Source organism: Proteocatella sphenisci DSM 23131, assembly GCF_000423525.1.
Taxonomy (GTDB): Bacteria; Bacillota; Clostridia; order Peptostreptococcales; family Filifactoraceae; genus Proteocatella; species Proteocatella sphenisci.
Map to the genome: position 1 here is coordinate 49,053 of NZ_AUID01000012.1, position 19,496 is coordinate 68,548.

Consider the following 19,496-nt stretch of genomic DNA (forward strand, 5'->3'; position numbering starts at 1 on the left):
GACAAAATATGTTATAATACTGTCAAAGTTTAAAACTCAAACAAAAAAAGAGCATGAAATACAGTAAATCCGTATTTCATGCTCTTTTTGAAATTATATCTACAATTGAAGCAGTCTCTGTGCAATATTGAAATAAAATATAAGAGAAAAAGCATCGACTAATGTAGTTATTATTGGTGCCGCCATTATCGCAGGGTCAACCTTAAATACTTTTGCAGCCATTGGAAGCAGGCATCCCACAGTCTTTGCTACTATTACTGTTGCAAAAAGGCTGAGGGCAACAGTGAACGCTATGATTTCGTTTCCTGGATACATTACCAATAATCTAAAAAAGTTTACAACTGACAAAACACTTCCCACAAGAATACTGACTCTCAGTTCCTTCCATAAAACCTTGCCCACGTCTGCAAGCTTTATCTCCGAAAGTGCCATTCCCCTTATTACAAGTGTTGAGCTCTGAGAACCGGCATTTCCTCCCGTATCTGTAAGCATTGGTATAAAGGTAACAAGCAAGGGAAATGTTGCAAAGGCGTATTCATATTTTTGAAGCACGTTACCTGTGACCATTGCTGATATCATAAGTACAAGAAGCCACGTTATCCTGTTCCTTGCAAGAGAAAAGACGCTGGTTTTTAAATATGGTTTTTCTGATGGTCTCATTGCAGCCATAAGTTCAAAGTCTTCTGTAGCTTCTTCATTTATTACATCAACTGCATCATCTATGGTGACTATACCTACAAGCCTTTTCTCATGATCCACCACTGGAAGAGAAAGTAGTCCATATTTTGAAAATATGGCTGCAACTTCTTCTTTGTCATTGTCTGTAATCACTGATATTACATCAGTTTCCATTATGTTCTCCAGAATTTCTTGAGGATCTGAAAGAATCATGGTCTTTATAGATACAACTCCTTCGAGTTTTCTGCCGTCATTAGTTACATAGCATGTATAGATTGTTTCCATATCGCGCGCAAGCATCCTTACTCTGTCAAATGCCGCATCCACAGTCATGTTTTTTTTCAGGTGTATAAATTCAGCTGTCATGATACTTCCCGCACTGTTTTCTTTATACATTAAAAATTGATTTATAAGGTCTCTGGTATCACTGTTTGCATTTTCAAGAACCCGCTTTACAACATATGCGGGCAGTTCTTCAAGAAGATCAACTGCATCATCTACAAAAAGATCTTCAATTATTTCTGCGAGTTCACTGTCAGTTACCGAGTTTATTATGTGCTCCTGGGTATCCGACTCAAGGAAAGAAAATACCTCTGATGAAATTTCCTTTGGAAGCATCCTGAATACCACAATCATTTTTTCAATTTCAAGAGTCTCAAAAAACTCTGAAATATCTACTTCATTCATCTCTATCAAAATTTCTCTCAGATCGATGAATTTCTTATTTTCTATAAGTTCATATAGTTCTAAGTTTCTATTTTCCATTTTTCCTCCTTTTAAAGAGTACCAAAACAGGAAAAACCGCTTTCAGATTTAACTGAAAACGGCCAAAACTTCATATCAGTGCATCTATGGGGCGGGGTTTACCTGACCCGGAGGCTACTTAAATGAACCGTCTGCAGAATATGATGTTTCTCTTGTTTCCGTTTTCATACTATGACTGTCCACTTCTTTACCTCCTTAATTTTATTTTATTAGAATTAGCTTCTTTTGTTTTGAACAATTATTAATTATACCGTAAATTAGAATTAATTTCAAGTTCGATAAAAAAATCAGAGCAGAGGCTCTGATTTTTTTATCAACTATTTATCAAGTTTTACTTCTTTTTCCGGTTCGCACTCAGTGCCTGCATCTTCACGCCATTCACAAAGCTCATCATCTGCTTCAAGCTCTACTTCTTCGCTTCCATCTTCAAAGATTTCGTCTATGTCATCAAACTTATCTTCTACAGCTCTTTTTTTTACCTTTATCTTCGCTTTTATATCATCTGTCATATCTTTAAAATCTTCAGACATTTCTTTGCCTGCTTTTTTAAGGTCATCTACTTTTTCAGACTTGACTTTATTTATGTTGGTTACTTTTCCATCTGAGTCTACTACCTTTACTGTAACCTTGTTTATAACGGTAGCACCAAGGCCTATGACTGCAATGACTGGAGCTATGACTGCACCAATTACTCCCACAGTGACAGGAATACTCAAAACTACTTCTCCGTCATTTTCAACTATTATTCTGCTTACATTCCCTTTTCTGATATATTCTTTAAGTGTCGATATAATATCAGAAACCTTACTGTCTTTTTCTTGTTTTAAACCTGGCTCGGACTGTATAAGAATTATAGCTTCTACAACATCTCCATTGCATTCGTTTAATGCATCTCTGGCCTCTTCAAACGTTACACCTGTTCTTTCAACAATTTTGTCTATTTTTTCTAAAGTTACCATAAAATTTCCTCCTTATTTTATATATAATGTTTTATTTGTTTCTGGCTGGCATTGAGCCAAAAAGTATATCGTGTGTAAATGCATATTTTTCAAGTGCCTCAAGCTCCATTGCTATATGATGCATATTCCTGTTTTCCTGAGGTGCCATTATTTCTTCAATCTCAGTTCCCTGCTTTCTTTTTATATAAACATAATGCTTCCACAGCCTGTTCTTTATTTTTTCAAGAGTTGAGGGTTTTTTCATCAAAGCTGTTACAAAAATCTTTAGCTCTTGTGCAAGTTCTGGACTAAATTCACTGTTTGCAATTTTTTTCCCCATTATCCTTGACTCTTTTTCATCAAGCTCCTGGCATAAAAATTTTACATTATGCCAAAATTTAAAAAGCTCATCCTTAGTTTTTATTTCCTGATTTTTGGCCCACACATATGCATAGAGGCGCCTCTTATAGTCCCATCTTCTAACAGGACTTGCAAGCGAAAGTGCCGGAATTAAAAATATATCTTCATTAAGAAGCATAGCACCAAAAACTCCCGGCGGTTTCCCAACCTTGTTATTTTTAAGAGAAGTTCTTTCTACTCCACAAGTTGGGCTTCCATCCATGTATATGAATGCATCTATCTCAGATTTTTTGAGTATATCCATGCATACATTGGACGCAGAGAGTATATCTGCCGTGACATCAACTCCATTTCTTGTGATGACCTTTGCACGACCTTCTATTACGTCCCTGCCACTGTCACCTTGTATCCTTATCTGAGTTCTGGGAGTACCCATACCTGACATAACTTCTGGACATACCGGACACCATATAAAATTGGACATGTCTCTTCCAAATTCGGAAACGAGATCCCATCCTTTTCTATTGTATCTGGTTTTTGCACCATAAGCGCAGGCACTTATTCCTACACGTATCTTTCTATGAACTATATTATCCATACACCCTCCATTTGGTCACAATTTCATATCTGATACTATTTATACCCTTCTTTGGACGGTCTTTAACAAAAGATATCATATAATTGAATTAATTTATTACATATTTTCTCTGAGTGTATTAAATTCTATTGTCACTTTGAACTGATCACCGTCTATAGTCACTCTAAAATCTCCATTACAGGCATTTGTAAAACTCTTGGCTATAGAAAGCCCAAGCCCGTTTCCTTCTGTTGCCCGGTTCTTGTCTCCTCGTGTAAACCTTTCTGTAATTTCTGTTTCAGAAAAATCCAGTTCATATGCAGCAATGTTTTTTATTTCTGCAAAGGCCCTATTGTCCTTTTCATAAAGATTAATAAATATCCTCGTATTGTCCATAGAATATTTTATAGCATTATCTATTACATTTTGAAATACTCTATATAGCTTTTTCCCATCCCCAAGTATCATCAAAGGATTTTCAGGCAAACTCTGCCTTATGGTCCTTCCACTGGTTTCTATGGAATCTGACATATCTGCGAGCGTCTGCTCTATAAGTTTTTTCATGTCCAGTTTTTCCATTTCAAGCTCAAAATTTCCACTTGTACTCTTCGAAAGATCAAAAAGGTCTGATATTATATTTTTTAGTCTATATGATTTTTTCTTTATTACTGCGATATAATCTCTGGCCTCAGCAGGCATTCCCTCTGTTCCTTCAAGCAGATCCACATATCCGATTATCGAAGTAAGCGGAGTTTTGAGATCATGAGATACATTGGTAATAAGCTCTGATTTCATTTTTTCAGCTTTCACAGCCCCCTGGACCGCCTTGTCAAATCCTTCTGCAATATTGTTGATATCATCTATAACTTCGCTGAGTTCCCTGCAGGATGCAAACGGAATCTTTTGACCCAGATTTCCATTTCTTAGTTCTCTGACACCTTTTGCCATCTGCGAAAAATCTTTTATTTCCTTTGCCGCCGGCTTAAGCAGGTAAAAAACAATCACCGGATAAGTCACTATAGCCCAAAGAGGGCCCCCTGCAGCACTAAACACAAGATTTATCAGAAGCACTGCCATCACAAGAATTATCCACCTCGTATATCTTTTTGAGAGTTTTTCTCCCATGAGGCTGTTAATAGCAGTCCTTATATTCATGGCTCTTATCCTGAAAAATTCCAGGACTGCCCTGAAAAGAGATTTCATCCATGCAAGGCTTCTGAAGACAAGCGTGTATCTCAGAAGTTCCTTTCTCTTGATCCTCTTTGCGAAGTTTGTCACGAAATATATGTTGTAAATCACAAACAGCGCCGAAAGAAGCCAGAGCAGCGTTATTATGACCTCTTCATTTGCCGCTTTGTCTATTATGCCCTGATAAAGCAATATAAATCCTGCACCAAAGCCAAGCTCTGCAAAAAACGTTATTACAAGAAGGATGTCAAAGTAAACCCTGTCATAAAGACGGATGCTTACATCATCTCCCTTTTTGCCCTGCCCAGCAAAAATCATCAGCCACAGCGCTCCTGCAAGTATAGCGCCTATCCCTGCCACAGTGCTGTAGAATATTATGCGGCCTTCCGGAGAATCCGGATTCATGTGATATCCCTGTTCAGTCAGCATCTGCTTTGGCACCGCAACCTTTATTGTCACATCTTTGTAGGCGCCATTTTCCATATAGCTCTGTCCGAACTCATTTACTATATATCTGCTCTCAAGATTGCTTTGCGGCGATATCCCAGGAATGATTCCATCCTCAAGCACCGTCCTGCCATCTGAAGTGACCAAGTACCTGTATCCCTTCTTCAGATATTCATCAAGGTTGGCTTGCATGCTCGCTCTTGCTTCGTCATCCGGATAATAGTTCCAGCCACCCTCAGAATTCTTCTCCGAGAATTTGAGCGGACCTATCATGTCTGCTATTTCCTGCGTGTCATAATATACTTTTGAGTTATAGTAGCTCTCTCCCTCGATGAAGACTGCCACGCTTTCCAGGCTTCCCTGATTTGAAATGTTCAGGGTTATCGCTGACATTCCTGCTATTATAAATATTACTGCTATGAATTTAAAAAATCCGTTATATAAATTTATTTTCAATTTTGTATCCAATTCCCCACACCACCTTAAGATATTTAGGCTCTTTAGTATTTATTTCTATCTTTTCACGGATTCTTCTTATATGGACCATTACTGTATTTTCTACTGAATATGCTTCTTCATTCCAAACTCTTTCATAGATTTCCTCAGATGGAAAAACTCTGCCTGGGTTTTCCATAAGCAGCTTAAGGATCTTATACTCTGTCGCTGTAAGATTTTCTTCTCTGCCATCTACTATTATGGTTTTGGAGTTCTTATCAAGTTCCAGGCCTCCTACCCTTATCATTTCACCGCTCTGAGAAGTCCTCTCCTGGAGCCTTTTTGAACTTCCAAGATAAAGGTATCTCCTGAGTTGAGATTTTACCCTTGCAACCAGCTCCATTGAATTATATGGCTTTGATACATAATCGTCTGCACCCATGCTGAGCCCAAGTACCTTGTCGCTGTCCTCTGTCTTGGCCGAAAGTATTATTATAGGAATGTTTCGTTTTTCCCTTATCTTCATTGTAGCAGAGAGTCCATCCAGCCTTGGCATCATAATATCAAGTATTATAAGATCCACCTGTTTTTGCGCTATAATTTCAAGTGCCTCTATCCCATCATGTGCAATCAGCGACATATAACCTTCTTTTTCCAGTATTTTTGCAACTGAATTTGCAATCTCTATATCATCATCTACTACAAGTATTGTAGCTTCTCCTTCTGATGAAGCTGTTATTTTCATATTCAAGATCCGTCTCCTTTCATCATATTTTTTAATCGTGAATTTATTGAGCCTATGGATATTATTGTACAAACAAATTCTTAAGTGAGTATCTATATTTTTCTTACATTTTTCTTACATTATAAGCAAGTGTTGAATTTATACTTGCTCTAGTGCTATAATAAAAATATAAAAAACAAATACACAAAGAGGTGAAATGTGAGAGAATTATTAGAAAAAATGGTAGAAGAAAGCAGGGAATTTACGCAAGGTGGCCAACTTGCCAGCTACATACCTGAGCTTCTTAAGTATAACAAGGACGATTTGGGAATATACCTTATAAGAAATGACGGAAAAGAATTCTACGCTGGTAATTTTGATAAGAGATTTACAATACAAAGTGTATGCAAGCCCCTTATTCTCCTTCTTGCCCTTATTGATAATGGCGAAGATTACGTAACCCAGCGAGTAGGTGTTGAATCCACAGGAAAAGCCTTTAATGCAATCATGGATTTCTCGCAGGTTGAAGATCTAAAGGATCACATAAATCCCATGGTAAATATCGGTGCTATTGCAATGTGTTCTATGATAGAGGGTAAAGATAAGGATGAAAAGTTTCAAAGGCTCCTCGATCTCACAAAAAAACTCTCTGGAAATGAAAACATAGGGGTAAACATGCAAGTGTTTGAGTCCGAAAGAAAGACCGGAGACAGAAACAGGGCCCTTGCCTATCTTCTTAAAAGTTACGGAACCATAACAGATGATGTAGATGACGTACTCGATGTTTACTTTAAAGCATGTTCTATAGAAATAACTTGCAAAGACCTTGCAAATATAGGATTTGTACTTTCAAACAACGGAAGATCCAAATCCTCTGATGAAGAAATAGTATCAAAAAAATACACACGCTTTGTAAATGCCATACTTATGACATGCGGGATGTATGATGGCGCAGGAGATTTTGCCATAAGAGTTGGTATCCCTGCCAAAAGTGGGGTTGGTGGTGGAATCCTCTCTGTCGCTCCAAGCATTATGGGCATAGGCATATATGGTCCAGCTCTTGATTCAAAAGGAAACAGCATAGCCGGAATAAAACTTCTTGAAAAGCTTAGCAACTCCTTATATCTAAGCGTATTTTAAACAAGAAAAGAGGTGCAAACAATACTGCAACCTCTTTTTTTATCCATTTACCAGCTGGAACCTCCTCCTCCTCCAGAACCTCCACCAGAAAAACCTCCTCCCATGCTTCCACCAGAACTCGTTGTACTCTGAGGCTGAGGGGTGGTCATTGCAGAGTTGAAACTGCTCATACTGTTATTAAGCGCATTCGCAAATATTATCGTATTGAAATTTCTTCCGTAGCTGTCAGTCCTGTACCAGTCAGGCGGCTGGGTCACTATTGATTCGAAATTTTTTGCCCACTTGTCTGTTACTCCAAGTACCATTGCATATGCCAAAGTGCTGTAAAAATAATGTGGATTTTCTTCAACAAGCATGTTTATCCTGTCTTTTTCTGCAGTCTGCAAAAATTCCCTAAAGCCGAGCATTCTTCCATAATACTGATTACCGCTTTCAGTCCTTTTATCACACATGAATGACATTGCGCTAAGAACTGCTGCGCCTGCAAGTGATATTGCAAGAGGCATGAGACTGTTTTGAGTAATGCTCAGATAAAGTGCAATGCTCCACGCGATCGCACTCAATATCGCAGACAGTATAAGCGCTGCATAATATCCAAATTTCTTTTCTTTATATCTGTTCCAGCTTACTACATACATAAATCCCCACACCGGTATCATTACTACAATAGCGCCAACAAGGGAAAGTATGACTGTCACAGCAAACGTGTCGCCAAATCCTGTATTTATAGCCGGCATAAAACCGATAAATGCAATCAGAAGCGATGCAAGCGAAAGTATAGCTGAAATGAAAATGTTCATTTTTTTATATATCCTATTATCTGAATCATCCTGCCATGAAGATTTTACCATCTCTTTTACGGCGCTCATGACTTTATAAAATTTATGTTCCAGTTCACTTGTGCTAACACTCGAACCATCTCCAAATTCATTAAAAAGTGATTCAAACATAGTTATTTCATAGGCTTTGGCATTGGTGTCCAAATCTTTGAGTTTATGAAGCGTAAATGTTTTTTTAACAGAGAGAATTTTTTTCTCTGTTATTTCCTCTATTTCAAGGTATCCTTTATCCGCCCAGTAAATTATGAGTGAAGTTACATCCATAGGATCTACCGAATTATCTATTATAAATCCTGCATCAGCTGGAGTGACTCCTTGTGGAGCATAAAATTCTACAGTCTGCACAAAGGGCTTACTTTTCCCCTTTTTAAACCAGAAAAAAGCTCCCAGACCAGTAATTAAAGGCATTATGAGTAAATAATATTTTTGCACCATGTCAGCCGGATTGGTTTTTTTATGTGCTTGACTGAAATACCCTTCTTGAAGCGGAAGTGCAACAGTAAGCGCCTCATAGGGCTCCAGCTTGCTGTTTAACTTTCCAGATATAACATTGCCATCCACGCTGTACTTGACGCCCTCGCTCGCCTTACTCCCCTGGGTTCCATAGGTAAAATTAAGTTTTTCACTGTCAAACGGCTCTGGCATCTCTATCTTAAATTTTACATTATCTATAAAACAGTCCCACTGAGTACCAATAAGGTTAAAATAAAGTTCATCCATATCATCCAGATAATCATAGCCAATTTCATATACATAAAGTATGGTGTATTTTTGCTTCTGAGCTGCAAAGGCATCAGCATTACCTATCTTTATCTTAAAGTATCCACCTTCTTTGTAGGTTTCAAAATCTTGACCAGGAACACTCACAGATTTTACTTTTGCAGGTTTTCCTCCGTTGGTTTTAAGAGGAATACTCCTTATTATCCCATGTCTTTGCTCGCTAAAATTAACTTCTAACACTTCGGTTATAGTGTAGTTGTTATCCAGATCCACTTTCATATCTATATCATAAGAAGAAATGTTGAAGGCCTCGAGCGCAAGTGCGCTTTGAGGAAGCAAGGTCAATAAAAGGGCTATGATTATTAAAGAAAGTTTTTTCAAAACATGGCCTCCTATCTTAGTATTTAAAATTGAACCTTCACATTTTCTCTTTCAGCCTCAACAGCTTCAAAGAAAGGATATTTCTTAAATCCTGCCATGTTTGCAACAATATTTGAAGGAAACATCTCGATTTTTGTATTGAGTGCTCTTACTGCCCCATTGTAGTATTTTCTCGCCTGAGATATCTCGTTTTCAAGAGAGGATAGCTGACTTTGAAGATTTAAAAAACTTGTATCTGCCTTGAGATTTGGATAGTTTTCAGAAACCGCAAAAAGAGACTTTAGCGTTCCAGAAAGCATATTTTCATTTTGAATTCTATCATCCATACTCTGAGAACCCATTGCCATATTCCTTGCACCTATTACTTTTTCCAAAGTTTCTTTTTCATGAATAGCATATTGCTTTACTACTTCTACAAGATTAGGAATCAGGTCATAACGCTTTTTCAGATACACGTCCATAGTAGAAAATGCTTCATCAGATTGATTTCTCAGTTTCACAAAAGTATTGTAATAAGATATAGATATTATTCCTAAAATTACAACCAAACCCAAAACTACCATAAGTGCTCCACCCATAAGATTACCTCCTCAGTAATATTAAATCATGTTAAATTCTACCATCTGGAATTTAAAAATTCATAAGTTTGCTCTTCTACATGCAAAATCTGATCTATATCTGGATTTTCAATCACTTTGTGTGCCTTCATAGCCTGTTCAATCATTGTTACTATATCAAGAAAATTTATTTCTTTTTTTAGAAACTTGGCCACAGCCAGCTCATTGGCCGCATTGTAAACGGTCGTCATAGAGCCGCCTGATTTTAATGCTTCAAATGCCAGCGCCAGTCCCCTGAAATTTTCCAGATCAGGTTCTTCAAAAGTTATCTGCTTCAGGGTTTTAAAATCGAGCCTTTGTCCCCCAAGAGGTCTTCTGTGAGGATAATATAGAGCATACTGTATAGGAAGCCTCATATCGGGAGTTCCCAGCTGAGCCATTATGCCTCCGTCCACAAATTCGACCATAGAATGGATTACACTCTGTGGCTGGACCACTACCTCTATATCCTCAGCTGCCAGTCCAAATAGCCACTTTGCCTCAATGACTTCAAGTCCCTTGTTTACCATGGTAGCCGAATCTATAGTTATCTTTTTTCCCATAGACCAGTTTGGATGTTTAAGCGCGTCTTCTAGTTTTACATCTTTCATCTGCTCTATGGTTTTCCCTCTGAAGGGCCCCCCAGATGCAGTAATTATTATCTTGCTTATCTCCCTTTGGTCTTCACCTGTAAGGCACTGGAGTATGGCGCTGTGCTCACTGTCAACAGGAAGAATCCTGACATTTTTTTCCTTTGCAAGAGGCATTATAATATGCCCTGCAGTCACAAGTGTTTCCTTGTTTGCAAGGGCTATATCCTTACCCGCATTTATTGCAGCCACCGTGGGCCTCAGACCCATCATTCCCACAACCGCCGTAACCACCATGTCTGAATCAGGATGCTGGGCTACCTCAATTAGACCCTCCATACCAAAAACCACTCTAACCCCAGTACCCTCAAGGTTTTTTCTAAGAAGCTGTGCATTTTTTTCATCTGCAACGCTCACAAGTTTTGGAGAAAACTCCCTTATCTGGTCCTCCAGCAGTTTAATATTAGAACCCGCAGAGAGCGCAACCACCCTTATGTCCTCATTGTTTCTTGCTACATCCAGTGTCTGAGTCCCTATCGATCCTGTAGAGCCCAGTATAGCTATATTTTTCATTTTCATCTAAATTTCCTTTTCATTTTTAATTATTTAAATATACTTTGCTTATATTATAGCATAAATATATAATACCCAAACTCGCTATAATATAATTTTTTTTGAATAATATATTAACTATTGCCCTCTCTTTGTCGATTAATAATATTGTAAGGCAAAATTTTATTTAATACATTAGACTGCGAAAGAGGTTTTTATGAAACGTATTGGAATTTTTAAAAAAACAGACTTTAATAATGGCAAATCGACAAGTATCAAAAAGCGGATTACAAATGCGATTACAGCTATAATTATAGTTCTTAGTATAGTCCTTGGAGGTCTTGCCGGATATCTTTCATATTCCTCTTCCATGGAAGCACTTGAGATTTCCATGAAGGAAACTGCTGAAATTGCGTCCACTCAGATTTCTACCCAGCTTAAATCTTACAAGGATATAGCTTACGAAATAGGATCCATCGCAAAACTCTCAAATCCTGATATATCCTTGTCTGAGAAACAATCAATAATAGACAGCAGATTGTCTTCGTATGGATTTATCCGCGGGAACATAATGCTTACAAATGGAACAAGTATATTTGACGGCAACGACTACTCAGACAGAGAGTATTTTCAGGCTTCCATAAAAGGTGACTCCTTTGTATCCGAACCTCTGATAAGCAAGGTTACAGGAAAGCTCACAACTATAATTTCATCCCCACTTTGGAAGAATGGGATTTCTGGAAGCGAAATCGTGGGAGTCATATACCTGGTACCTGATGAAAATTTCCTCAATGATACAGTAAGAGAAATTAAAATAGGAGATTCTGGATCGGCATATATGCTTAATAATAGTGGTACCACTATAGCCAGCGCCTATCCTGAAAATGTAGGTATAGAAAATACAATTGAGGCTTCTAAGTCAGATTCTTCACTTAATAAACTGGCAGAGATACAAAAGAAAATGATACAAGGATTAAGCGGATTTGGAAAATCTACCTACGCGGGAGAGATTGAGCTCAGCGGCTATGCCCCTGTTCCAAATACCGATGGATGGAGCATAGCCGTGACCGCTAAACAAAGTGAATTCATGGGCGGAGTATCTAAGGCTATCTTATATGTAATAGCAAGCATAATTGTTTTTGTGGCCTTAGGAATTATTATAGCAAGAAAGTTCGCCAACTCTATTTCATTACCAGTAATCGAATGTGCAAAAAGATTAAAAATGCTCTCAGAGGGTGATCTCAATTCTCCAGTTCCAGTAACAGATGCAAAAGATGAAACCGGAGACCTACTCAGGGACTTGAAAACTACAGTTGAGACTCTAAGTGCTTCTATTTCTGAAGTATCATTCAACCTTATAGAGATGGCAGACGGCAATCTTAATGTCCATATGTCAGGCCAGTATATGGGTGATCTGGAGCCTCTTTCAAGATCTGTAAGTACTATCAATACAAACCTGAATGAAATAATGGGAGAAATAACCATGAGCGCAGACCAGGTATCAAACGGTTCAGATCAAGTTTCTGCAGGAGCTCAGGTCCTTGCTCAGGGTTCAACAGAGCAGTCCAGCTCAGTGGAACAAATAGTAGCTACGGTAGAAGAAGTGTCTTCACTTATACAAAAGAGTTCTGTAAACGCTTCAGATGCCAGCAACAAGGCAGAAGAAGTGGGAAAAGATGTCGACATCTGCAACCAAGAAATGCAGCGCATGATGCAGGCCATGACAGAAATAAACGCCAGCTCCAGCGAAATAGGAAAAATAATTAAAACCATAGAAGACATAGCATTCCAGACTAATATTCTTGCCCTGAACGCAGCAGTAGAAGCAGCAAGAGCCGGAAGTGCCGGAAAAGGATTTGCCGTTGTTGCAGACGAAGTAAGAAATCTGGCTACAAAAAGTGCCGAAGCTGCCAGAAATACTACTGTCCTTATTGAAAACTCTATTACTGCAGTTGAAAATGGAAGCAGCATAGCAAACAGAACTGCAAAAATAATGCAAGACGTTACAGAACATACAAAAATGATAGTTGAGGCCATACATGAGATATCCTCAGATTCTGCAGAACAATCCAGTGCGATAGTAGAGCTTGAGCAAGGTATCGACCAGATATCATCTGTTGTCCACAGCAACTCTGCAACAGCCGAGCAAAGCGCTGCCTCAAGTGAAGAGCTTTCTGCTCAGGCAGATTCTCTTAAATCTCTGGTATCCAAATTTCAGCTTGCAGATTGAATAAGTACAGATCGTATATACATGTATTAAATAATCCCCGCGAAAGAGACTTGTACAAGGTCTTTTTCACGGGGATTTAGTATTTAGGATAAAGAATATAAATATATACCTGAGTCCTTATCATATTTTTTTGAAATTACATCTCTCTTTACCAGATAATCTATGTGAGACATGGTCTCACCCATTGCAAACCACTTCTGATTATCAGGAAACTCTTGCCATGAAATCCCCCTCAGATTCCACTTCATCCTCTGAGTTATTTCATAAGCATTAAGGGGCCTGTCAAGGTCTTTTAGTATCTTGATTGTGTCCTCAAGCCTTATCCTGTGATGCTCAAGAATTTCATCGACCCTGTCAGAAAGTTTTCCTCTGCTCTCCCTGTGGCCAGCAAAAGTTATATTCACGTCCAGATTTTTTATCATCTCAAGGCTCTTCATGTAGTCTTCCAAAGAATCCTCCACGCCCTGCCATGAAGTTATGTTTGGGGTTATATCAAACAACACATGGTCCCCCGAAAATAGAAGCTTTTCATTTTCCAGGTAAAGACACATGTGACCTGGGGTATGTCCCGGGGTGAGTATACATCTGAACTCATAATTTCCAAGTTTTATTATATCCCCGTCAGACATTGTAAGAGCCTTAAAAATCCTGTCCGGCATATATTTTCTTGCCTGATTTGTACTGCTTAGCCGCTCTGATACATCAGATGGAAATCCCTCATGTTCATAGATAATTTCCATATTATCCCAGCTTACCCCTTCAATATCTCCAATGAGATACTTATAGTCTGTCTCACCCATGAATATCTTGCTTTGGTCACCTGCAAGGCGCCCTACTATGCCGCAATGATCCCCATGAAGATGTGTAATGAAAAAATCCGTTTCCGATATTTTTATCTCCAGTTCTTCAAAAGCCTCTATCATAGCACTATAGCACTCATCTCTGTTGAATCCAGTATCTATCACCAGATTTCTTTTATCGCTCTTTATAAGATAGGAATTCAGATTCCTGAGAGGGTTTTCTGGAAGGGGTACAATTACCCTGTATATTTCTGGCTTATCATAAATTTTTTCTACCATTTAATTCCTCCTGTCATTACATCATTTGAGCAAGCTTTGGCAGATTTTCTCCATCTACTCTGTATACAGTCCACTCATCCATAGGTTTTGCACCCATCTGAAGATAAAAATCTATAGATGTCTTGTTCCAGTCCAGGCACCACCAGTCGAGTCTGCCACAGCCTCTTTCAACTGCTATGGTACCAAGGCATGCAAGCATTGTCTTTCCAAGACCTTTACCCCTAAACGCTGGATCTACATAAAGATCCTCCAGATAAAGATTTGCTCTTCCAAGGAACGTCGAGAAATTATGGAAAAATAACGCAAACCCGGCTGGTTGTCCATTATATTCTCCTATTATTACCTGCGCCTGTTTTTTTTCAAAAAGAGATTCCATAAGTATTTCCTCTGTTGCAACTACTTCATTTAAAAGCCCCTCATAGTCGGCCAGCTCTTTAATAAATTTAAGTATAAGCGAAACGTCTGATTCATTGGCGTATCTTATCTTGAAACCTTCAATTTTAGTATCATAATATTTGGTCATTATTTTCTCCTTATTTTGATTTTTATTATAAAGTTTACTTATAATAATTATACTATACTTCTCCACAAAAAACCTCTCGAAGATAAAAAAGAGGCAATTGTTTGAACACTATGCCCAAAAATCACCTCTTTTATTTAAATTCATATTACTAAGCTACTTCTTCGCCTAAGCCAATCTTGTTCTTTTTTTTAGAGCAACATACCAACCTCTGCAACACTTACTACCTTTCCAACCAGTTTGATTTCACAGATTTGTTTTTGCCCATTAAAATTATAAACTACCTTATTTATGCCACCAGGATTTTGCACTAGAGTGGTTCCCTTCAATCCATTCAGTGCACTTCCTGAAAATGACCCATTGTGAAGCCTGATTCTAATTGCATTTATAATCGTACTGCTGCATGATCCCGTACCACAGGAATCTGTAAGATCGTCTACCCCTCTTTCAAAAGTAGTGACCTTTATGTGGTCTTGATTAATAACTTCAATAAAGTTTACATTTGTTCCTTCCTTAAAAACATGCCTGCTTCTGTTCAGGGCATTTCCATACTTGATCATGTCTTCTCTGGTCCTTATATTGTTCATGTCGCAGTATACGCCAATATGAGGAACTCCAACTGGCATATAACTGTATATTATTTTCTTTCCAAGACATTCTATAATATTGTACATCTCCAGGGATTTTAAATCTATTTCTCCCATATCTATACTCACATATCCTGTATCAATTTGCTTCCCTTCCTGGTCTTCTTCTTTTATAATTTCTGCCTTCATTTGTCCTGCAGCAGTTTCAAATGTCATTTTTTCATGAGCAATATCGTTGTCATAAGCAAATCTCGCTATACATCTTGCCCCATTTCCACACATTTTTGCCTCAGAGCCGTCAACATTGAAGATTCTCATCCTGAAATCCGCTGTTTTGGAATCTTCTACAAATATTATTCCATCTGCTCCTACAGAAGTCTTTACATTGCAGTCTCTTAGCGTTAAACTCGATTTTCTTTGGTCATCAAGCTTGAGTTCTCGGTTATCCATAAGAAGAAAATTATTTCCGTTTCCATTTATTTTGATGTATCTTATATTCATATCATCTCCTAATTTTAAATATCATTCCTGACAAGATCTTCAAAGTCTTTTGTAGTTGCTTCCCATCGAATAGTTATATGATTTTACGTCATTTTCAACTATAGTTATTATCTAGTGTTGCAATTTTCGTGCCATTAATCTATTTAATAACAAGCTCACTTCCACTTCTTCCCAGATTTTTCTTTATTATTCCCATGTTTTCGAGCTTGTCCATTATCGTTCTAACTTCCTGTTCAGAAAGCTTTGAGCCTTTTGTTTCAGCATTTTTAGATATAGCTCTCCTGCCTATTCCTTTTTTATTTTGACTGGCAATTTTTATTTCTTCAATTACAAAAATTACTTTTTCTTCCTCAAGATATGACTTTGTGGTTAAAATCTCCTTATTTTTTAACCCATTTTCCCCCATTTCACTGCAACCCGTTTTTGAAAAAATACGGTCCTGTGACGATTTTTCCAAAAATCCGGCATTCATTTTCTTTTTTAGATTTGGTGGTAAGTCTCCCATTTCTATCAATTCTTTATCGAGATATGTAAAATATTCTATATAATTTTGCAGCTCTCTTGCATTGCCTTCCCATGTATATTGTTCAAAGAATTTCATTACTTCTTCTGTTATTTTATACTTTCCACCCATCTTATTCTTCATGGTCTCTATCAGCAGGGAAATATCTTCCTTGCGATCCCTTAGTGGAGGAATTTCTATCTGTATGGTATTAAGCCTGTAATACAAGTCTTTTCTAAATTCCCCTTTGCTCACCATTTCTTCAATACTCCTGTTTGTGGCTGCAATTATCCTTACATCTACACTTATTATCCTATATCCTCCAAGTCTCATGACTTCTCTCTCTTGTAACACTCTGAGAAGCTTGACCTGTAAGGCACTGCTCATTGCTTCAATCTCATCTAAAAAAAGTGTTCCTGTATGGGCAAATTCAAACAATCCCAGTTTTCCGCCTTTTTTGGCTCCCGTAAAAGCTCCTTCCTCATGTCCAAAAAGCTCTGATTCAAGGAGATTATCAGGCATGGCTGCGCAGTTCAGGGCTATAAAAGGTTTACTTCTTCTTTGTGAACTGTTATGAATAGCATGCGCAAAAAGTTCCTTACCCGTTCCACTTTCCCCTTCGATCATTATCGGAGCAGAGGTTACTGCCATTTTTTCTGCAATCGATATAGCCTCTTTCATAGCATCACTGTTACCTATTATGTCACTGAATTTGTATTTTGCAGAATGCCCCTTTGTAAGAAGCTGCATCCTGGCCCCTTGTTGCCTGTTTTCCTCTTCCGAAAATCTGTTGAGTTTTATAAAAGTTCCTATGTTTCTTTCATTCTTGTATATAGGAAACACACTGATATTTATATTTGAGGAATTGATTTTTATTACTTTTGCATCCATTTTATTTTCTCTGTGTATGGAGATCTTCTCATAAGACTTAAGTATATTTTCAAGGTATTCACTTATCTCAGGAATAATATCATTTAGTTTTTTTTCTGTTACAGCATCTTCATCGCAGCCTATTATACTAAGCGCTTTTTCATTTATTGCAAAAATACGTCTGTTTTCATTTATACCGATAATTCCGTCATCAAGGGCGCTAAGCAACCTTTCAAACTGACTTTCGAGCCTGCTTGACTTTCCGTAAAGCCTGTCTATACTATAATTCTTATTTGCCATTTTCTGAAAATATCTTGTGAATTTTTCAGTCTCAAGGAGTGCTTCTTTATTGAGCTTAAGAGCAAGTTCTACTATTGTTTCAATATCTATGCTCCTGTGACCTATGTCTATGATTCTCCCTACGCCCGATGGCACAAATCTGTGTTCTCCAGGAGTAACTGCAATATCCAGATTTGGATAAGTCTCTATTTCAGGATATACAGGAACAAACTTCACGTGATTTATTCCTAGTTGTGAAAGTCTTGAAATAACTTCTTTTGCCATTACACTGCTCATATTTACAAGCATCGCCTCGGTGCCTTCAGGTAGCTCAAGTAGCTCGCTTATATTATCCTCTGTAAGATCTACGCGGAGTTCAATGTACTCTGCATCTTTTCCTATTTTAGATTCTCTTTCTTTTTTTGATGAGAATGCGTCGGTGGTTATAAGATACAAATTAGCCGCTTCTACAGACTTGTTGTTTTTCAAAGCTTCGTTTTTTTCATTATATGTGGCAGTATTGTAAGTCTTAATCTCCAGCTGGTTTTCAAATAGACTTTCAATCTGCTTTTTGTAAAATTCTGCTACGTCTCTTCCTTTTGTTATTATCACAAGTTTTTTCTTTTTAGACCGATTCTTGTTCGTTAACATATGCAATCCTCCATTTGAAATCATTAACCCGTTTTGTCCCATTTATCTTTAACCCTTTTATTATAACATTAGTTGTTAAATATAAAACATTTTAAGAAAGAATTTTTAATCTTGAGATAAGGGGTATATACAAATAAAGCCTATATAAAAAAAAGGGAGGTGTTTTATTGAAAAATATTATAGAAGATCGAATCAAAGCATTTATCAAGAACCATGAAAAAAGCCATCATCTTGAAGATATCTGGCAGGAACCTCTTTTTGCATATGCTTCAGCAGATGATCCCATGTTTCTTGAGCTGAAAGACAGTGTTTCTCCTACCCATTTCATGCCCTCAGATTTCATGGAAAATCCAAAAACTGTAATTACATACTTTCTGCCGTTTCAGGAATATGTGGTGGAGAGTAATGCTTATGGGCTTTACAGTTCTGTAGAATGGGGGCGGGCATATGTTGAGACAAATCGCCTTATACAGCTTATAAATACTGATATTCAGTTGCTCATGGAAGAAAATGGATTCAAATCCACCATAATTCCAGCCACTCACAATTTCAATGAAGATACATTAATCAGCGACTGGTCACAAAGACATGTGGCAGTCATTGCAGGGCTTGGAAAATTTGGCCTTAACAGAATGCTGATCACGCAAAGCGGGTGCTGTGGAAGGATAGGAAGCATAATAACCGATATGCAGCTTGAACCTACGCAAAGGCCTGCAGGTGAATACTGCCTTAACAAGCATAACGGCACATGCACACTCTGCGTAAAAAAATGTGTCAATAAGTCGCTTTTTGAAGACGAAAATTCATATGACAGACATAAGTGCTATGAAATGTGTCTAGAAAATGCAGACAAACTCGGTGAAGTTGGCCTTGCCGATGTATGCGGAAAATGCCTTTCAATAGTGCCTTGTTCATTTATCAACCCCGTATCTCGAGTATAAACAAAGGAGAAATTTTATGAGTATCTTATTAAACAGCGAAAATTTTGCAGCGGAAGTTCTCGAAAGCAAAATGCCCGTATTAGTGTATTTTTTTTCACCTACGTGAGGCGCGTGCACATCGCAGACCCCGATAATCGATGAACTTGTATTTGACAGTATAGGTAAAATAAAAATAGCAAAACTCATGGTTAATGATGGCAAAGATATTGCCAGAAAATACAGAGTAATGTCTATACCTACGATGATACTTTTCGAAAAAGGGAATGAAGCAAAAAGACTGGTAGGTCTTCATCAGAAAGCTCAGCTCAAAGAAGAGCTGGGACTGTAAAAAAATAAAAAAGCCACCTGAAATAATTTTGAACTTATCCACATTAGGATATCAAAAAATTTCAGGTGGTGTTTTTTT

At 37.8% G+C, this 19,496-nt stretch carries 15 protein-coding genes and 1 pseudogene; 4 read left to right on the top strand and 12 right to left on the bottom strand.

Going from position 1 to position 19,496, the window contains the following annotated elements; translation table 11 throughout:
- Positions 1-99 precede the first annotated feature (99 nt).
- From mgtE to G558_RS0105980, 5 genes are all read right to left on the bottom strand, one after another.
- The gene (mgtE, locus tag G558_RS0105960; protein WP_028829363.1) at positions 100-1,443 is read right to left on the bottom strand and encodes a magnesium transporter; all 1,344 of its coding nucleotides are present in this window, start codon (positions 1,441-1,443) and stop codon (positions 100-102) included.
- A 317-nt stretch (positions 1,444-1,760) separates the two neighbouring features.
- Entirely contained in the window at positions 1,761-2,402 is a 642-nt protein-coding gene (locus tag G558_RS13360; RefSeq protein WP_051188505.1) for a DUF4342 domain-containing protein, read from the bottom strand.
- Between the two features lie 31 nt (positions 2,403-2,433).
- Positions 2,434-3,339, bottom strand: coding sequence for a DUF523 domain-containing protein (locus G558_RS0105970; RefSeq protein WP_028829364.1), 906 nt, complete (start codon positions 3,337-3,339; stop codon positions 2,434-2,436).
- Positions 3,340-3,435: 96 nt separating this feature from the next.
- Complete coding sequence (locus G558_RS0105975; RefSeq protein WP_156888521.1) at positions 3,436-5,409, bottom strand: sensor histidine kinase; 1,974 nt, start codon at positions 5,407-5,409, stop codon at positions 3,436-3,438.
- Positions 5,390-6,133 carry a response regulator transcription factor gene (locus tag G558_RS0105980; RefSeq protein ID WP_051188506.1) on the bottom strand — a complete coding sequence of 248 codons (744 nt, stop codon included), beginning with the start codon at positions 6,131-6,133 and terminating at the stop codon, positions 5,390-5,392. The genes G558_RS0105975 and G558_RS0105980 overlap by 20 nt, the downstream gene beginning before the upstream one ends.
- A gap of 198 nt (positions 6,134-6,331) precedes the next feature.
- Between G558_RS0105980 and glsA the strand changes: the two genes are divergently transcribed.
- Complete coding sequence (glsA, locus tag G558_RS0105985; protein ID WP_028829367.1) at positions 6,332-7,252, top strand: glutaminase A; 921 nt, start codon at positions 6,332-6,334, stop codon at positions 7,250-7,252.
- A gap of 47 nt (positions 7,253-7,299) precedes the next feature.
- Here the strand turns inward: glsA and G558_RS0105990 are convergent, their stop codons facing one another.
- The 3 genes from G558_RS0105990 to G558_RS0106000 are packed head-to-tail and all read right to left on the bottom strand — an operon-like array spanning position 7,300 to position 10,951.
- Complete coding sequence (locus tag G558_RS0105990) at positions 7,300-9,192, bottom strand: DUF2207 domain-containing protein (protein ID WP_028829368.1); 1,893 nt, start codon at positions 9,190-9,192, stop codon at positions 7,300-7,302.
- Between the two features lie 23 nt (positions 9,193-9,215).
- Positions 9,216-9,770, bottom strand: a complete 555-nt coding sequence (locus G558_RS0105995) for a LemA family protein (protein ID WP_028829369.1) — start codon at positions 9,768-9,770, stop codon at positions 9,216-9,218.
- A gap of 38 nt (positions 9,771-9,808) precedes the next feature.
- Positions 9,809-10,951, bottom strand: coding sequence for a 1-deoxy-D-xylulose-5-phosphate reductoisomerase (locus G558_RS0106000; protein WP_028829370.1), 1,143 nt, complete (start codon positions 10,949-10,951; stop codon positions 9,809-9,811).
- A gap of 196 nt (positions 10,952-11,147) precedes the next feature.
- Between G558_RS0106000 and G558_RS0106005 the strand changes: the two genes are divergently transcribed.
- Positions 11,148-13,160, top strand: coding sequence for a methyl-accepting chemotaxis protein (locus G558_RS0106005; protein ID WP_051188507.1), 2,013 nt, complete (start codon positions 11,148-11,150; stop codon positions 13,158-13,160).
- A gap of 83 nt (positions 13,161-13,243) precedes the next feature.
- On the opposite strand, the gene G558_RS0106010 is transcribed toward G558_RS0106005, so the two are convergent.
- The 4 genes from G558_RS0106010 to G558_RS12545 all read right to left on the bottom strand — a co-directional run bounded on the left by G558_RS0106010 (position 13,244) and on the right by G558_RS12545 (position 18,149).
- Positions 13,244-14,239, bottom strand: a complete 996-nt coding sequence (locus G558_RS0106010) for an MBL fold metallo-hydrolase (protein ID WP_028829372.1) — start codon at positions 14,237-14,239, stop codon at positions 13,244-13,246.
- Positions 14,240-14,255: 16 nt separating this feature from the next.
- On the bottom strand, positions 14,256-14,762 hold the full coding sequence (locus G558_RS0106015; RefSeq protein ID WP_028829373.1) for a GNAT family N-acetyltransferase: 507 nt from the start codon (positions 14,760-14,762) through the stop codon (positions 14,256-14,258).
- Between the two features lie 188 nt (positions 14,763-14,950).
- Positions 14,951-15,847, bottom strand: coding sequence for a diaminopimelate epimerase (dapF, locus tag G558_RS12540; protein WP_036931694.1), 897 nt, complete (start codon positions 15,845-15,847; stop codon positions 14,951-14,953).
- A gap of 139 nt (positions 15,848-15,986) precedes the next feature.
- Entirely contained in the window at positions 15,987-18,149 is a 2,163-nt protein-coding gene (locus G558_RS12545; RefSeq protein ID WP_051188508.1) for a sigma-54 interaction domain-containing protein, read from the bottom strand.
- A gap of 167 nt (positions 18,150-18,316) precedes the next feature.
- Between G558_RS12545 and G558_RS0106030 the strand changes: the two genes are divergently transcribed.
- Together G558_RS0106030 and G558_RS13830 are read left to right on the top strand one after the other, a co-directional pair.
- A complete protein-coding gene (locus G558_RS0106030) occupies positions 18,317-19,090 on the top strand; it encodes a hypothetical protein (protein WP_028829374.1) in 774 nt (257 codons plus the stop codon).
- Between the two features lie 118 nt (positions 19,091-19,208).
- Positions 19,209-19,418 (top strand): annotated as a pseudogene (locus G558_RS13830) (thioredoxin domain-containing protein); the annotation flags it as partial.
- Positions 19,419-19,496: the final 78 nt, after the last annotated feature.

Excerpts from the sequence above, each read along its gene's own strand:
- G558_RS0106010 (WP_028829372.1), bottom strand. The coding sequence starts at position 14,239 with ATGGTAGAAAAAATTTATGATAAGCCAGAAATATACAGGGTAATTGTA.
- G558_RS13360 (WP_051188505.1), bottom strand. The coding sequence starts at position 2,402 with ATGGTAACTTTAGAAAAAATAGACAAAATTGTTGAAAGAACAGGTGTA.
- G558_RS0106000 (WP_028829370.1), bottom strand. The coding sequence starts at position 10,951 with ATGAAAAATATAGCTATACTGGGCTCTACAGGATCGATAGGGACTCAG.
- G558_RS0105995 (WP_028829369.1), bottom strand. The coding sequence starts at position 9,770 with ATGGGTGGAGCACTTATGGTAGTTTTGGGTTTGGTTGTAATTTTAGGA.
- G558_RS0105980 (WP_051188506.1), bottom strand. The coding sequence starts at position 6,133 with ATGAAAATAACAGCTTCATCAGAAGGAGAAGCTACAATACTTGTAGTA.
- mgtE (WP_028829363.1), bottom strand. The coding sequence starts at position 1,443 with ATGGAAAATAGAAACTTAGAACTATATGAACTTATAGAAAATAAGAAA.
- G558_RS0106005 (WP_051188507.1), top strand. The coding sequence starts at position 11,148 with ATGAAACGTATTGGAATTTTTAAAAAAACAGACTTTAATAATGGCAAA.
- G558_RS0106015 (WP_028829373.1), bottom strand. The coding sequence starts at position 14,762 with ATGACCAAATATTATGATACTAAAATTGAAGGTTTCAAGATAAGATAC.
- dapF (WP_036931694.1), bottom strand. The coding sequence starts at position 15,847 with ATGAATATAAGATACATCAAAATAAATGGAAACGGAAATAATTTTCTT.
- G558_RS0105970 (WP_028829364.1), bottom strand. The coding sequence starts at position 3,339 with ATGGATAATATAGTTCATAGAAAGATACGTGTAGGAATAAGTGCCTGC.
- G558_RS12545 (WP_051188508.1), bottom strand. The coding sequence starts at position 18,149 with ATGTTAACGAACAAGAATCGGTCTAAAAAGAAAAAACTTGTGATAATA.